At 63.7% G+C, this 16284-nt stretch carries 9 protein-coding genes and 2 rRNA genes; 4 read left to right on the plus strand and 7 right to left on the minus strand.

The features are described 5' to 3' along the window. From AADZ78_RS19405 to nucS, 5 genes are all read right to left on the minus strand, one after another. A complete protein-coding gene (locus tag AADZ78_RS19405) occupies positions 1-4428 on the minus strand; it encodes a protein kinase domain-containing protein (protein WP_085252716.1) in 4428 nt (1475 codons plus the stop codon). 7 nt (positions 4429-4435) lie between these two features. Then, on the minus strand, positions 4436-5305 hold the full coding sequence (locus tag AADZ78_RS19410) for a DegV family protein (protein ID WP_169726392.1): 870 nt from the start codon (positions 5303-5305) through the stop codon (positions 4436-4438). A 157-nt stretch (positions 5306-5462) separates the two neighbouring features. Beyond that, positions 5463-6332, minus strand: coding sequence for a DegV family protein (locus AADZ78_RS19415; RefSeq protein WP_085252714.1), 870 nt, complete (start codon positions 6330-6332; stop codon positions 5463-5465). Positions 6333-6503: 171 nt separating this feature from the next. Further along, a complete protein-coding gene (locus AADZ78_RS19420) occupies positions 6504-6659 on the minus strand; it encodes a hypothetical protein (RefSeq protein ID WP_169726391.1) in 156 nt (51 codons plus the stop codon). Positions 6660-6786: 127 nt separating this feature from the next. Beyond that, positions 6787-7458: an endonuclease NucS gene (gene nucS, locus AADZ78_RS19425; protein ID WP_085252713.1), complete on the minus strand. Its 672-nt coding sequence runs from the start codon at positions 7456-7458 to the stop codon at positions 6787-6789. 45 nt (positions 7459-7503) lie between these two features. Between nucS and AADZ78_RS19430 the strand changes: the two genes are divergently transcribed. From AADZ78_RS19430 to AADZ78_RS19445, 4 genes are all read left to right on the plus strand, one after another. Then, positions 7504-9123 carry an adenylate/guanylate cyclase domain-containing protein gene (locus AADZ78_RS19430; RefSeq protein ID WP_085252712.1) on the plus strand — a complete coding sequence of 540 codons (1620 nt, stop codon included), beginning with the start codon at positions 7504-7506 and terminating at the stop codon, positions 9121-9123. A gap of 22 nt (positions 9124-9145) precedes the next feature. Further along, complete coding sequence (locus AADZ78_RS19435; RefSeq protein WP_085252711.1) at positions 9146-10780, plus strand: adenylate/guanylate cyclase domain-containing protein; 1635 nt, start codon at positions 9146-9148, stop codon at positions 10778-10780. 63 nt (positions 10781-10843) lie between these two features. Further along, the gene (locus tag AADZ78_RS19440; RefSeq protein ID WP_085252710.1) at positions 10844-12334 is read left to right on the plus strand and encodes a DNA-3-methyladenine glycosylase 2 family protein; all 1491 of its coding nucleotides are present in this window, start codon (positions 10844-10846) and stop codon (positions 12332-12334) included. Beyond that, positions 12331-12828 carry a methylated-DNA--[protein]-cysteine S-methyltransferase gene (locus AADZ78_RS19445; RefSeq protein WP_085252709.1) on the plus strand — a complete coding sequence of 166 codons (498 nt, stop codon included), beginning with the start codon at positions 12331-12333 and terminating at the stop codon, positions 12826-12828. Before AADZ78_RS19440 ends, AADZ78_RS19445 begins: the two co-directional genes overlap by 4 nt. A gap of 42 nt (positions 12829-12870) precedes the next feature. Here AADZ78_RS19445 and rrf read toward each other — a convergent pair. Further along, positions 12871-12983 (minus strand): 5S ribosomal RNA (rrf, locus tag AADZ78_RS19450). Between the two features lie 83 nt (positions 12984-13066). Then, a 23S ribosomal RNA gene (locus tag AADZ78_RS19455) occupies positions 13067-16181 on the minus strand. Positions 16182-16284: the final 103 nt, after the last annotated feature.

Genomic DNA, 16284 nt, shown 5'->3' on the forward strand with positions numbered 1-16284 from the left:
CTATCGCCAGCACACCTCATAGACTCGCTGAGGGTCCCGCAGCCCCTTGAGCTGCTCGTCCCGGGGTTCCCCGAATCGGAACTCGTGACTGCCGGCGACCAGTCCACGCAACACCCCCGAGACGAGGATCTCACCGCCGGTCGCTTTCGCCCCAATCCGCGCCGCGAGGATCACGGTGTGCCCGAAGAAGTCCTCCCGTTCGCGGATCACCTCTCCGGTGTGCAGTCCGATCCGGACGCGAAGCACCTGACTGCCGGACTGATCGCGTAGCGCGGCCAACTCGCGCTGGATTGCGATCGCGCAGCGTAGCGCGCTGCGGGCACTGGCGAACGCGACCATGAATCCGTCGCCCTGCGACTTGACCTCGAAGCCGTCGTGCGCCACCAGCTGGCCGCGGATGAGCGCGTTGTGGCGGTGCAGAACCTTTAGCCAGCGGTCGTCGCCAAGCTGCTCGGTGAGCACGGTGGAGCCCTCGATGTCCGAGAACATGATCGTAACGGTGCCGTCGGGCGCTGCTACCGCTCGGAGGTCGGGCCGGTCCAGCTCAACAGATTGCACAACACTATCCAGAGCCGACCAGCCGAGCGTCGATCTCTGCTCCTGGTGCTCCTGGCGCAGCCGCGTAAGTCGCTCGGCCTCCAGGCGCACGCCGATCTGCCGCGCAACGGCAAGTCCCCGGTCGATCAGGTCCATCGCCTTCTCCCGGTCGGCCGGCTCAGATCTGTTGAGCAGTGTCCGAGCGTACTCATAGCAGACCCGTGGAGTCACATAGTCGCAGCCCATCTCCGCGTTGCGCACGAGCGCGAGTTCAAAGTGGTGCGCGGCGTCCTGGTGACGGGCGGCTGCCGCCGCGGCCAAGCCGAGGAATGCGTGGTTGGAACCAAGGCAGCCGGCGCCAGCCAGAAACAAGGTGCAGCGATCTTCGTAGGGCAGCAGCAGCTCGTACAGGTTGCTGGCGGCGTCGCGGTCCCCGATCGCGACCGACGCAATCGACAGCGCGCAGATCGACGTCAACGAGTCACCGCTGCGCCGCAGCGCCTCGAAGCCGTTAGCCGCAAGCTCCGCGAACCTAGAGCGGGCCTCATCGAGCTGGCCGATCTCGGTGAGCAGCCACACATACGCCGACGGCCACGCCTGGCCGTAACGTGCGGCGGCCTCGCGACCGGCGTCGCGCAGCTGTCCCAAGCTGCCGTCCGCGAACCGTGTCAGGAACGACTGAGCGCCAAACACAACCGCCGCCACCTCCCGCCGGGCACGCTGGCCGATCGTCAGCGCCGTCTGCGCGAGACGCTCGGACTCCTTGAAGCGCCCCTGCATCAACGCCCGCATCGTGCGGAATACCGCCGCCTGCCTCAGGTAGCGCGGCTGGCGCAGGTCGCCCGCCAACCGGTCGCACTCAGCGATCTCCTCATCGACCGCATGAAAGTCGCCGAGCTGAGCAAGCGCGATTAGCCGCAAATGGTGACCCTCGAACTCCATGTCGCGGTCACCGACGATCCGGGCGAGCCGCACCATCTCCTCGCCCGATGCGATCGCCTCATCGATCCGGTCGGGGCCCAGGGTCGACCACTGGCGGCTGTGCATGGCCAGTAGCAGGATCTTCGTGTCACCGACCCGCTCGGCCATCTCGATGGCTTGCGCGCTTGCCCGGTCGGCGTCCTTGAGGTCGCCCTTGCAGCGAAGCTCGAGGGCCAGCCGAGCAAGCACTGTCACCCGCAACGCGCTGTCCCGCGCCGGCAACACCCCAAGCGCCTCATCCAACATTGCTATCAGCCGTTCATCGGCGCGATCGGTGATCGAGAAGCCACCGGGACCACCACCGTATCCAAGCGCGGCACGGGCATAGTGGTCGTTCAGCGCAAGCTCACGCGCGGTCACCGCCGCCTCGCCGAATGTCTTACGGGCACCCTCGGCTTCGCCGGCTCGCCACTGGGCGTCCCCGAGCGCGAGCAGCAGATCACATCGGCGTTGCGGCACCACTTCCGAGAGCGTGTCGAACAGCCGCAGCGACGTCGCGTAGAGGCTAACCGCGTCTTCGTACGCATACGTCGCAGCCGCCCGTTCGCCCGCCCACCAGGCGTAGTCGGCTGCCTTGGCGATGTCACCCCGTGGCGCCGCCTTCGCGAAGTGGTATGCGATCGCAGACAGATGGGACTCGATCCGGTCTTCGTAGATCTGCTCGAGCGCCTCGCCGGCGGCGGTGTGCAGCTGGGAGCGGCGCAGTGCGGGCAGATCGTCATACAGAGCGTCGGGGGTTGCACCGTGCGCAAAGACGTATCCTCCCGGCTCGCCGGTAGCCCGCACGATCGCCCCCTCCAGCGCTGGCTGCATCCGCGTCAGCACGGCCCCTGCCTCGAGCCCGCTCACGTGCGTCAGGATTGGCAGATCGAACTCACGGCCGATCACTGCGGCCGTCGACAGCAGCTCACGTGTCTCGGCCGGGAGCTTCTCCAACCGATGGGAGACGGCCTCGCGGATACCTCGGGGGATCCCGAGCCCCTCGCCGTCCCGGATGCGGATAACCCAGCGACCGTCGCGCCAGTCAAGCACTTCGGAGTCGATCAGGTGACGGATGATCTCTTCGGTGAAGTAAGGGTTGCCTTCCGATTCACGGCAGACGGTATCCGCGAGCGTGAGTTCGTCGCGGCGCTCAAGCGGTTGTTGCAGCACGGCTTCGAGCATCGCCCTGACGTGTTGATCGGATAGTCCTCGCAGCCTGATACCGGCGTAGCCCCGCTCCTTGCTGAGCGCCGTGAGCACCTCATTCAGATAGTGTTCGCCGGGGAGCTCGTCGTCGCGGTAGGTGCATAGGAGGAATACGCGCGAGCGGGCAAGTTCGCGCACGACGAATGCCAGCAGCATCAGCGAGGGACGGTCAGCCTGATGCAGGTCTTCGAGGAATATCGCCAGCGGCTGGCGGTTGGAAGCGCCAACCAGGAACCGCGACACCGAATCGAACAGCCGGAATCGTGCCTGTTCTGAGTCCAGCGTCGGCGATTCAGGGATCTCCGGAATACGCTCGCGCACCTCGGAGACGATCTGTGCGATCTCAAACGCGCCAGAGCCGAGGTCAGAAGCTACCGTTTCGGCGTCGTGATCGCGCGCATAGTCGCGGATTACCTGCACCCACGGCCAGTAGGCAGGCGCACCCGCGCCTGCATAGCAGCGCCCCCACAGAACCTGCGCGCCCCGCAGTGCCGCATAAGCCGCGGCCTCCGACGCGAGCCGGGTTTTACCGATACCCGACTCACCACTTACGAGCACCGTGCGCCCACGGCGGCCGACCACGTCATCGATCGCCGCGCGCAGTGCCTGGATCTCCCGCTCTCGGCCGACGAAACCGCTGTCCGTGATCCGGTCCAGCGCCGCCACATCGTGAGTCAAGCTATCGCCACCAGCGGCGGCGGCAGCGATCAGCCCGAGTGCGTCGCGAACCTCGGTTGCGTGTTGGGGACGTGCGTCTGGCGACTTCGCCAGCATCCTCAGCAGCAACTGGTCTAGCGCCGCTGGGACCCCGGGCCGATGCCCGCTCGGCGCGACCGGCGCGGTCGCAACGTGCTGCGATACCACCGCGGCGGCTGATTCGCCCACAAAGGGTGGTATCCCACAAAGCAATTCGTACAACAGAGCGCCCAGCGAATAGATGTCCGAACGCGCGTCGGAACCGCGACCGAGGCTCTGCTCTGGCGGCATATAGGCGACCGTTCCGATCATCGTCCCCACAGCCGTCACGCGCGTCCCGCCTTCCGCGGCCGCGAGCCCAAAATCGCCGATCTTGGCCGTGCCGTCGGGCGCCAGCCACACATTCTGCGGCTTGACGTCACGATGCACTACGCCGTGGGCGTGCGCGTGCGCGAGCCCGCTGGCGATATCGCCGCCGATCCGGACCACCTCCTCGACCGCGAGCCGGTGCTCCGCCGCGTCCGACAGCAACCCATAAAGGTCACCGCCGGCCATGTACTGGCTGATCAGATAGAGCTGCCCCGCCTCTTCGCCGAAGTCATACACGTTGACGATGTTGGGGTGCTCGCCAAGCTTCGCCATTGCCTCGGCTTCCCGGCGCGCGCGGCGCAAGGCGGTCTCGTCCGAGTCGGCGGCCTTATACAGAGCGGCGGCCACCTCACGGTGCAGCCGTGTGTCGGTGGCCAGATACACCCTTTTGCCGGCACCCTCGCCGAGCAGGCGGCTCAGCGTATAACGCCCGTCTCCAACCGCCCGCACCGGAACTGCCGGCTGCACCGGCCCGGATCGGGCCCCCAGCTCAGTGCCGCACTCGTCGCAGAAGCGGACCGAGGCCGAGTTACGCGCACCGCACCGCGGGCATGCGAGCTCGGCCGTGATCGGGGCGCCACAGGCACCGCAGAACTTGGCCTGCGCGCGGTTCCCGGCCCCGCACTGACTGCATTCGACACTGGCGACCGTGCTCATTGATCGGTTACCTCAACGCAGCACCGGGAAGTCCGCCGACCAACAGCGCCCCCGGACCCGTGTGGGTTGCGACTACCGGTCCAATCTCGGCGATGAACTCCGGCGCCGTGCCGAAAAGCTCGCCGAGGCGCTCCACCAGCCGCTTCGCCTCCTCGTGCGCATGCGCGTGCTGGACGAACCATCGGTCGCTACCTACCGCGCGCCGCTGGCGCATCAGGTCGACGAGCCGCTCGACCCCACGCCGGTAGGTACGCACGCGCTCGACGGCCTTGAGCTCCGATTCGATCGCCAAGATCGGCTTGAGGTCGAGCGCCGATCCGATCCACGCGGCCAGAGTGCCAACCCGATCGCTCCGCCGGAGGTACTCGAGCGTGTCCACCAGGCCCCAGCCCTTGACCGCCGCACGGGCCTGGCGTACCCGCTCGATCACGCCCTGGACGTCGGCTCCCGCGGTCGCGGCACGCGCCGCCGCTAGCGCTTGGAGTCCAAGATGGCCGCCCAGGCCGGCCGAGTCGATCACCATCACCCGCTCGCCACCTCGGTCCTCGGATGCCAGCCGTGCGGCTGCCTGTCGAGCCATCGAGCAGGTCTCGGAAATGCCGGAGGAGATCAGGACCGAGACGACAGCGCTGTGCTGCCGCAGCAGCCGTTCAAAGACGACGACAAAATCCTCGACGGTCGGCGCCGACGTCGCAGCAACGCTCTTCGATGCGTCCAGGTGGGCATAGAACTGTGCGAAATCACCATCGAACTCCGCCTCGCGCAGCGCGCCGGCACCCACGTCGTAATACGACGACACCACCGTGATACCGACGCTGTCGACGAGCGCACCCGGCAGGTAGCAGGTGCTGTCAGTAACCACCGCGACGTCTGCCACCCGCACCCTCCAGCCAGGTCCCGACAGCTGTGAATACCCGCTCGCAGAGCATTATCGGACTCGGCGTGAACCACCGTCCAGCCACAAACCGTAACAGCTGACTTTCGCCAAATCGCCATCCCCAGGAATCGGCGGCAACCGCGCGCGCATCGGTCAGCTACCGCAGCGCTGTCCCGGGAAGACCTGCGACCCCTAACATCCCCGGACCGGTGTGCGTCGCGACTACCGGCCCGACTTCAGAGATGAACTCAGGCTCCCTGCCCAACACTTCCACGAGACGCTCGGCCAGCCGCTGTGCGTCCTCGTGCGCACATGCGTGTTGGACGAACCATCGATCGGCACCCACCGCGCGGCGCTGGCGCATCAGCTCGACCAACCGCTCGATAGCGCGCTTGCGCGTCCGCACGCGCTCCACGGCCTTGAACTCCGATTCGACCATCAAGATCGGCTTGAGGTCGAGCGTAGATCCAATCCATGCGGCCGCGCTGCCGATCCGGCCGCCGCGCCTCAGATACTCAAGAGTGTCGACAAGGAACCACGCTCGGGTCTCCTGGCGCGCCTGGCGCGTTCGTGCGATCACCTCTGAGGCGTCTTCCCCAGCGGCCGCTGCCCGCGCCGCCGCGAGGGCCTGAATACTCAGGTGGCCGGCCGTGCCGGCGGAGTCAATCACCACCACCCGCTCACCACCGCGGCCGTTAGACTCCAGCCTTGCGGCGGCATCCCGAGCTATAGCGCAGGTCTTGGAAATCCCCGAGGAGATGAGGACCGAGACGACGGTCCGGTGCTGCTGCAGCAGCGGTTCAAACACCGCGACAAAATCCTCGACGGTGGGGGGAGACGTGGTCGCGACGCTCTTCGACGCGTCCAGCTCCGCATAGAAGCGCGCGAAATCACCATCGAACTCGGCCTCGCGCAGCGGGCCGGCACCAACGTCGTAATACAGCGACACCACCGTGATGCCGAGGCTGTCAACGAGCGTGGCCGGAAGGTAGCCGGTACTGTCGGTCACCACCGCGACATCAGCCATGCGCGCCCCAACAGTGCACCAGCTCCGTGATCCCCGGCACGGCTTCACCGGCTGCTCTCGGCGCTACCTCGCCCATGCCCGCCACCTGGCGATGTGGCAACGTCGCTGAAACGCCTCCGTGGGCCACGAAAATTTTGTTGTACCTCCCTAACGGGCGCGCCGTCGCTGAGCTCAGGCGAGGGACACCGAGCCGAGCTCATTGCGGGCGGCGCGCATCGGATGTTTGAGCAGCACCCGCACGGCGTAACCAACGGCGCTGGCTGCCGGCAGCGACGTCGTCGTCGAGAATATCTCGTTGCCGCCCGTGAAAGTGCCTATATGCGACATCTCGACGTGGGCTCAGCCAGCCACGCGCTCGGCCGCACCTGGTATTCATGGCCATCGGTCCACTTCCGCCCGCCGCGCAGTCAGGTACATCGGCCGTAGCCGGCGCGGCAGTTGCGGCGCCGAGCCATCAGAACAGCCGGTACTCGCCGCTGTCCATACCCCTCATCTGGTCGTAATCCAGTGTCACACAACGGATACCGCGATCGATGGCCAACGTGCGCGCCTGTGGCTTGATCTGCTGAGCGGCGAACACCCCTTTGACCGGCGCCAGGACACTGTCGCGGTTGAGCAATTCGAGATAGCGCGTGAGCTGCTCCACGCCATCAATCTCGCCGCGCCGCTTGATTTCCACCGCGACCGAGCCACCCCGTTCATCGCGGCACAACAGGTCGACAGGTCCGATCGCGGTCATGTACTCGCGACGGACCAACGTGTACCCCTCGCCCAGCAGCTGAACATGCTCGGCAAGCAACGCCTGTAGGTGTGTCTCCACACCATCCTTGACCAGACCGGGGTCCACGCCCAGCTCGTGGCTGGAGTCATGCTCGATCTCCTCGACGGTGATACGCAGCTGTTCGCCGGACTTGTTCGCAACGACCCACACCGGCGCCACACCGCTGAGCTCTTCGGTCAACCAGCAGGGCGGGCTCATCCAATTCAACGGCTTATAGGCGCGGTCGTCGGCGTGCACGCTGACCGATCCGTCGGCCTTGAACAGCAGCAGCCTGCGCGCCGAGGGCAGATGCGCGGTGAGCCGGCCAACGTAGTCCACGGTGCACCGGGCGATGACTAGACGCACCCGACCCACCTTAGGGCCTGTCCGACAAATTAGGCTGACGCCACCATGTCGCCGCTGAAGGCCTCCAATAAAAGCATTGCGCAGCGCCTGGGCCGGGCGCTCGAGATGGTGACCCGGCAGAGCGGCCGGCTCACCGCGACCCCCGAGTATGGCTCCTGGTTACTCGGACGGGTCTCGGACAGCCGATCTCACCGGTGGCGGCGCATGAAGCTCATCGTGTACAGCTATACCCTGCTATCGAACGTCACCGGGATCGCCGTCGCGGTACTTGTACTGAGCTTCGCCTTTCCGGCACCAAGCATCTACACCGACGCACCGCGGTGGGTTACCGTCGGAGTCGCGCCGGCCTACGCCACGTTCGCGCTGGCCCTGGGGACCTACTGGATCACCACACGAATCGTCACGGGATCTACCCGGTGGGCGATCGAGGAGCGAAGGCCCAGCACAGCCGATGAGCGCAACACCTTGCTTGCCCCGTTTCGGGTGGCTGTCATCCATGTTGTCTTGTGGGATTTCGGGGCGGTGCTGCTGGCAACGCTGTATGGCCTGGCCAACCGCTTATTCATCCCGATCATATTGTTCACGGTGTCCATCTGCGGTGTCTTGGTAGCCACGAATAGCTACTTGTTCACCGAATTCGCCCTGCGACCAGTGGCGGCTCAAGCGCTCGAGGCGGGACGAACACCACGGCGGTTCGTGTCGGGCATCATGGGCCGAACAATGACGGTGTGGACGCTAGGTTCGGGCGCACCCCTGGCCGGCATCGCCCTCACGGCGCTGTTCGCGCTGTTGGTGCACGATCTAACCGAGACCCAGTTGGGGGTCGCGATCCTTATCCTGGCGACGGCAACATTGATCTTCGGGTTCCTTGTGATGTGGATCGTGTCGTGGTTGACCGCGACACCGGTTCGGGTCGTGCGCGCGGCGCTCAAACGCGTCGAGCAGGGTGATCTGCACACTGACGTCGTGGTATTCGATGGGAGCGAACTCGGCGAGCTGCAACGCGGTTTCAACGCGATGGTGAACGGCCTACGGGAACGCGAACGGATACGCGATCTTTTCGGCCGCCACGTCGGGCGTGATGTGGCCGCGGCCGCCGAACGGGAGCGACCAAAACTGGGTGGCGAAGAACGCCACGTCGCCGTCGTCTTCATCGACATCATCGGCTCCACCCAATTGGTCCGCAGCCGGCCGCCAGGCGAAGTCGTCCACCTGCTTAACCGGTTCTTCACAATCGTGGTCGAGGAGGTCGACCGCCACAGTGGGTTAGTCAACAAGTTCGAAGGCGACGCGTCGCTGGCGATCTTCGGGGCCCCGAATCGGCTTGATTGTCCCGAGGATGAGGCGCTGGCCGCCGCACGGGCCATGGCGCAGCGACTGGCAACCCAAATGCCCGAGTGTCAGGCCGGCATCGGTGTGGCGGCGGGCCAGGTCGTCGCCGGCAATGTCGGCGCGCACGAACGATTCGAATACACCGTGATCGGCGAGCCCGTCAACGAGGCCGCCCGGCTGTGCGAACTGGCGAAGTCACACCCCGACAAATTGCTGGCCTCCGCGGCGACGCTGGACCGCGCCAGCGAAAATGAACGCGCCCAGTGGTCTTTGGGTGAGACGGTGACGCTTCGGGGGCACGACGAATCCACCCAGCTAGCTCACCCGTCCTGACGCCGCTTAGGCTGACGCCAACATGTCGCCGAAGAAGGCTGCCAAGAAAAGCACTGCACAGCGCTTGGGCCGGGTGCTCGAGCGGGTTACTCGGCAAAGCGGGCGACCCGATACCCCAGCGTACGGCTCCTGGCTGCTCGGGCGAGTTTCGGAAAGCCCAAACCGCCGGCGCGTACGCATCCAGATCATCCTCACCGTGATGATCGTCAGCACCAACCTGGTCGGAACCGGCGTCGTATTGCTGCTGGTAACGGTGGCCATCCCGGCTCCCAGCGTGCTCGACGACAAGCTGTTGTGGATTACTTTCGGGGTCGCACCGGCATATATCGTGCTCGCGCTGGCAGTGGGCGCATTTTGGATCACCCGGCAGACCGTCCTCGCGCTGCGGTGGGCCATCGAGGAACGCACCCCGACCCGCGAGGACGAGCGCAACACCTTTCTCGCCCCATGGCGAGTCGCGATCGTCGACCTCGCCCTCTGGGAAGTCGGCGCGGTGCTGTTGACGATCCTGTATGGGATGGCCGACCACGCGTTCATCCCGCGGTTTCTGTTCGGGGTGAGCTTTTGCGGCGTCCTCGTCGCAACCGGCTGCTACCTGCTGACCGAGTTCGCGCTGCGCCCGGTGGCCGCTCAGGCACTCGAGGCGGGACCGCCGCCGCGGCGGCTCGCGCCGGGCATCATGGGCCGAACCCTGACGGTGTGGCTGCTCGGTTCCGCGGTGCCCGTCATCGGCATTGGGCTGGTGGCGTTCTTCGAGCTCTTGTTGCGGAACCTGACCCAGACCGAGTTCGCGGTCGCGGTGCTGATTCTCTGCGTGGCGACGGTGATCTTCGGATTCATCTTGATGTGGATCATGTCCTGGCTCACGGCGACACCGGTGCGGGTGGTACGTGCCGCGCTCAAACGCGTGGAGCAGGGCGACCTGCGCGGCAACCTGGTTGTCTTCGACGGGACCGAACTCGGTGAGCTGCAGCGGGGTTTCAACGCGATGGTCGCCGGCCTGCGGGAGCGCGAACGGGTACGCGACCTGTTCGGCCGGCACGTCGGGCGCGAAGTAGCCCTAGCCGCCGAACGCGAGCGACCCAAGCTAGGCGGTGAGGAACGGCACGTCGCGGTGGTGTTCGTCGACATCATCGGCTCCACCGAGCTGGTAACCAGCCAACACCCGACCGAAATCGTCAAGTTGCTCAATCGTTTCTTCGCGATCATCGTCGAGGAGGTTGACCGCAACCGCGGACTGGTCAACAAATTCGCGGGCGATGCATCGCTGGCCATCTTCGGCGCGCCCAATCTCCTCGACAACCCAGAAGACAATGCGCTGGCCGCGGCCCGCGCGATCGCCGACCGATTGGTCAACGAGATGCCTGAGTGCCAAGCCGGTATCGGTGTCGCGGCCGGGCAGGTCGTCGCCGGCAACGTCGGCGCCAAGGAACGGTTCGAATACACCGTCATCGGCGAGCCGGTCAACGAGGCCGCACGGCTGTGCGAGCTGGCGAAATCGCGCCCCGGCAAATTGTTGGCTTCTTCGCAGGCCCTGGAAGGCGCGAGCGAGGACGAACGCGCCCGGTGGTCCTTGGGTAGGCACGTCAAGCTTCGCGGGCACGACCAACCCACTCGGTTGGCGAAGCCGATCGAGCCGGCCAAGCCCGCGAAGTAACTCATCCACATTAATGTCGTTTTTCCGCCAGTCTTGTCGGAGGGCGGGTGTAACTGTGGAACTGTGCATGAAGATTTCGAACGCTGCTATCGAGCCGTCCAGGCCAAGGACGCCCGGTTCGACGGCTGGTTCGTCATTGCGGTGCTGACCACCCGGATCTACTGCCGGCCCAGTTGCCCGGTGCGGCCACCGTTCGCCCGCAACGTACGGTTCCTGCCGACCGCAGCGGCCGCACAGCGCGAAGGCTTCCGGGCCTGTAAACGATGCCGTCCCGACGCTTCTCCGGGCTCCCCGGAATGGAACGTGCGTGGTGACGCCGTTGCGCGCGCAATGCGGCTGATCGCCGACGGCACGGTGGACCGTGAGGGTGTCACTGGCCTTGCCGCCCACCTCGGATACACCACGCGCCAGCTGGAGCGACTGTTGCAGGCCGAGGTTGGCGCTGGTCCGCTCGCGCTTGCCCGCGCGCAACGGATGCAGTCCGCCCGCGTGCTGATCGAAACAACAGACCTGCCGTTCGGCGATGTCGCCTTCGCGGCCGGATTTTCCAGCATCCGCCAGTTCAATGAGACCGTTCGCCTGGTGTGCGACAGTACGCCGACGGCGTTGCGCAAACGCGCAGCCGCCCGGTTCGGGTCCGCCGCTACCTCGGCGGGGACGGTCTCGCTTCGGCTACCGGTGCGCACGCCATTCGCATATGAGGGTGTTTTTGGTCATCTGGCCGCCGGTGTGGTGCCGGGCTGCGAAGAGGTCCGTGATGGCGCGTATCGCCGCACGCTGCGGCTCTCGTGCGGCAACGGCGTCGTGAGCCTGACGCCGGCACCCGATCACGTGCGATGTGTGTTGACGCTCGACGACTTCAGGGACCTTGCGGCGGCCACCGCCCGGTGCCGACGGCTGCTCGACCTCGACGCCGATCCTGAAGCGGTGGTGGAGGCCCTCGGCGCCGACCCGGAGCTGGGCGCGGTGGTGTCCAAGGCACCCGGTCAACGTATCCCCCGCACGGTTGACGAGGCCGAACTCGCAATCCGCGCGGTCCTGGGCCAACAGGTATCTACCAAGGCGGCACGCACCCACGCCGGCAGACTGGTGGCCGCCTACGGAGATCCGGTGCAGGATGGCGCGGGCGCATTGACCCACACCTTCCCGTCCGTCGAGCAACTCGCCGAGATCGACCCCGCGCACCTGGCCGTCCCCAAAGCGCGACAACGGACGCTAAGTGCCCTCGTTGCCGGCCTTGCCGACGGAAGCGTCATCCTGGACGCCGGATGCGACTGGACACGCGCGCGCAGGCAATTATTGTCACTGCCCGGCGTCGGTCCCTGGACCGCCGAGGTGGTCGCCATGCGCGGGTTCGGTGACCCAGACGCCTTTCCGGCCAGCGACCTCGGCGTACAGCTGGCTGCCCAGCAACTGGGCCTGCCCAAGCAACAACGTGCCCTCACGGAACACAGCATCCGCTGGCGGCCCTGGCGTTCCTATGCCACCCAACATTTGTGGACCACGCTCGACCATCCGGTAAACCTATGGCCACCACAGGAGGTTGTCGCATGATTAACTACCGCACCATCGAAAGTCCAATTGGACCGTTGACGCTGGCCGGATATGGCTCGGTGTTGACGAACCTGCGAATGGTCGACCAAACCTACGAGCCGAGCCGCAACGGCTGGACGCCCGATCGTGGGGCATTTGCTGGGGCCGTCGATCAACTCGATGCGTATTTCGCGGGCAAGCTCACCGAATTCGATATTCAGCTGGATCTGCGCGGGACAGACTTTCAGCAGCGGGTATGGAAGGCATTGCTGACAATCCCCTACGGAGAAACGCGGTGCTATGGCGAAATCGCCGAGCAGATCGGTGCGCCCGGTGCCGCGCGCGCCGTCGGCTTGGCGAATGGCCATAATCCCATCGCCATCATCGTGCCGTGTCATCGCGTTATTGGCGCCAGCGGGAAACTCACCGGATACGGCGGCGGGCTCGACCGGAAGCAAACTCTGCTGGAATTGGAGAAAAGCCGAGAATCGGCGAGCCTGACATTGTTTGATTGACATGCAAAAACACCCCCGGCTAGCGGGGGTGTTTTTGTGTATGTTCGGCAGTGTCCTACTTTTCCACCCGGATGGGCAGTATCATCGGCGCTGACAGGCTTAGCTTCCGGGTTCGGGATGGGACCGGGCGTTTCCCTGTCGCTATTACCGCCGTAACTCTATTTAAATTTGTACTGGTGGGGGGTGTGGTGTTCAACGACAAATAGTCGTGAAACTAAATAGTGGTTGCGATTTGTGTGTTGGTAAGTTTTCGGCCGGTTAGTGCCAGTTCCCTGCACCCATTGCTGAGCTTCCAGGTCTGGCCTATCGATCCCGTGTTCTGCGGGGGGCCTTATCCCTCTAAAAGGGTGAGAAGCCTGATCTTGGAGAAGGTTTCCCGCTTAGATGCTTTCAGCGGTTATCCTGTCCGAACGTAGCTATCCAGCGGTGCCCCTGGTGGGACAACTGGTGCACTAGAGGTTCGTCCGTCCCGGTCCTCTCGTACTAGGGACAGGTTTCCTCAAGCTTCTGACGCGCGCGGCGGATAGAGACCGAACTGTCTCACGACGTTCTAAACCCAGCTCGCGTGCCGCTTTAATGGGCGAACAGCCCAACCCTTGGGACCTGCTCCAGCCCCAGGATGCGACGAGCCGACATCGAGGTGCCAAACCATCCCGTCGATATGGACTCTTGGGGAAGATCAGCCTGTTATCCCCGGGGTACCTTTTATCCGTTGAGCGACACCCCTTCCACTCGGGGGTGCCGGATCACTAATCCCGACTTTCGTCCCTGCTTGACGTGTAGGTCTCGCAGTCAAGCTCCCTTGTGCATTTACACTCGCCACCTGATTGCCGTCCAGGTTGAGGGAACCTTTGGGCGCCTCCGTTACATTTTAGGAGGCAACCGCCCCAGTTAAACTACCCGCCAGGCACTGTCCGTGAACCGGATATACGGTTCGACGTTAGGTGTCCAATACGATCAGAGTGGTATTTCAACAACGACTCCGCCCCAACTGGCGTTGAGGTTTCACAGTCTCCCACCTATCCTACACAAACCGTACCGAACACCAATACCAAGTTGTAGTGAAGGTCCCGGGGTCTTTTCGTCCTGCCGCGCGTAACGAGCATCTTTACTCGTAGTGCAATTTCGCCGAGTCTATGGTTGAGACAGTTGAGAAGTCGTTACGCCATTCGTGCAGGTCGGAACTTACCCGACAAGGAATTTCGCTACCTTAGGATGGTTATAGTTACCACCGCCGTTTACTGGGGCTTAAATTCTCCGCTTCACCCTTGCGGGTTAACGGGTCCTCTTAACCTTCCAGCACCGGGCAGGCGTCAGTCCGTATACATCGTCTTGCGACTTCGCACGGACCTGTGTTTTTAGTAAACAGTCGCTTCTCACTGGTTTCTGCGACCGGTTTCCGCTCCCACCGCAAGGGTGTTCACGGCATGCCGGTCCCCCTTCTCCCGAAGTTACGGGGGCATTTTGCCGAGTTCCTTAACCATAGTTATCTCGTACGCCTTGGTATTCTCTACCTGACCACCTGTGTTGGTTTGGGGTACGGGCCGTATGTGTGCTCGCTAGAGGCTTTTCTTGGCAGCAGAGGATCACCGAATTCGCCTCAACCGGCTATGCATCACCTCTCAGGATTAGTGAGCGACGGATTTGCCTATCGCTCTCCCTACGGGCTTGCCCCAGTATTACCACTGACTGGTACGGCTGCCTTCCTGCGTCACCCCATTGCTTGACTACTACCAGCGAAGGTCCCACGCAGCCCCAGAACTCCACGCCCCCGAAGGGGAATGATCGATCCGGTTTTGGGTGGTTAGTACCGCTGATTCATCACGGGCGCCCACACACGGGTACGGGAATATCAACCCGTTGTCCATCGACTACGCCTGTCGGCCTCGCCTTAGGTCCCGACTCACCCTGGGCGGACTGGCCTGGCCCAGGAACCCTTGGTCTTTCGGCGGGCAAGGTTCTCACTTGCCTTGTCGCTACTCATGCCTGCATTCTCACTCCCCCACCCTCCACCACCGGTCACCCGGCGGCTTCGCTGAATGAGGGACGCTCCCCTACCCACACCCACTCAAATGTGGATGTGCCGCGGCTTCGGCGGTGTGCTTGAGCCCCGCTACATTATCGGCGCACAATCACTTGACCAGTGAGCTATTACGCACTCTTTCAAGGGTGGCTGCTTCTAAGCCAACCTCCTGGTTGTCTCTGCGACTGCACATCCTTTCCCACTTAGCACACGCTTTGGGGCCTTAGCCGGCGATCTGGGCTGTTTCCCTTTCGACGTACGGAGCTTATCCCCCGCCGTCTCACTGCCACGTTTGACACCACGGCATTCGGAGTTTGGCTGACGTCAGTAACCTAGTAGGGCCCATCGGCCATCCAGTAGCTCTACCTCCGTGGTGAACCACGCAACGCTGCACCTAAATGCATTTCGGGGAGAACCAGCTATCACGGAGTTTGATTGGCCTTTCACCCCTACCCACAGCTCATCCCCTCAGTCTTCAACCTAAGTGGGTTCGGGCCTCCACGCGGTCTTACCCGCGCTTCACCCTGGCCATGGGTAGATCACTCCGCTTCGGGTCCAGAACATGCCACTACACCCCTTACGGGGATACGCCCTATTCAGACTCGCTTTCGCTGCGGCTACCCCACACGGGTTAACCTCGCGACATGTCCCTGACTCGCAGGCTCATTCTTCAAAAGGCACGCCATCACCCCACAAGGAGGCTCTGACGGATTGTAGGCACACGGTTTCAGGTACTCTTTCACTCCCCTCCCGGGGTACTTTTCACCATTCCCTCACGGTACTAATCCGCTATCGGTCATCGAGAAGTATTTAGGCTTACCGGGTGGTCCCGGCAGATTCACAGCGGATTTCACGGGCCCGCTGCTACTCGGGAATTGATACAAGGCAGGTGTTGGGTTTTCACGTACCGGGCTCTCACCGTCTACGGCAGACCATCCCAGGCCACTTCCGTTAACCACAACACTTTCTGACTGCCCCTCAGCCGAGTAGAGCTGAGATGTATCACTCCCACAACCCCGCACACACAACCCCTACCCGGTTATCCATGCATGCGGTTTAGCCATGTTCCACGTTCGCTCGCCACTACTTGCGGAATCACAATTGTTTTCTTCTCCTACGGGTACTGAGATGTTTCACTTCCCCGCGTTCCCTCCCGCACCCTATATATTCAGATACGGGTAACACGACATAACTCGTGTTGGGTTTCCCCATTCGGAAATCCTCGGATCCACGCTTGGTTGACAGCTCCCCGAGGCATATCGCAGCCTCCCACGTCCTTCATCGGCTCTCGATGCCAAGGCATCCACCATGTGCCCTTAGACACTTACAAACACTACAAAAACCAAAGAATTAAATTGCACAAAAGAACACGCCACCCTACGGGTAGCGCATCCAATTGATGCTCGCAACCACTATCCAATTCTCAAACACCA

This window comes from Mycobacterium riyadhense (assembly GCF_963853645.1).
Lineage (GTDB): Bacteria > Actinomycetota > Actinomycetes > Mycobacteriales > Mycobacteriaceae > Mycobacterium > Mycobacterium riyadhense.

Excerpts from the sequence above, each read along its gene's own strand:
- AADZ78_RS19405 (WP_085252716.1), bottom strand. The coding sequence starts at position 4,428 with ATGAGCACGGTCGCCAGTGTCGAATGCAGTCAGTGCGGGGCCGGGAAC.
- AADZ78_RS19435 (WP_085252711.1), top strand. The coding sequence starts at position 9,146 with ATGTCGCCGAAGAAGGCTGCCAAGAAAAGCACTGCACAGCGCTTGGGC.
- AADZ78_RS19445 (WP_085252709.1), top strand. The coding sequence starts at position 12,331 with ATGATTAACTACCGCACCATCGAAAGTCCAATTGGACCGTTGACGCTG.
- AADZ78_RS19415 (WP_085252714.1), bottom strand. The coding sequence starts at position 6,332 with ATGGCTGATGTCGCGGTGGTGACCGACAGTACCGGCTACCTTCCGGCC.
- AADZ78_RS19420 (WP_169726391.1), bottom strand. The coding sequence starts at position 6,659 with ATGTCGCATATAGGCACTTTCACGGGCGGCAACGAGATATTCTCGACG.
- AADZ78_RS19430 (WP_085252712.1), top strand. The coding sequence starts at position 7,504 with ATGTCGCCGCTGAAGGCCTCCAATAAAAGCATTGCGCAGCGCCTGGGC.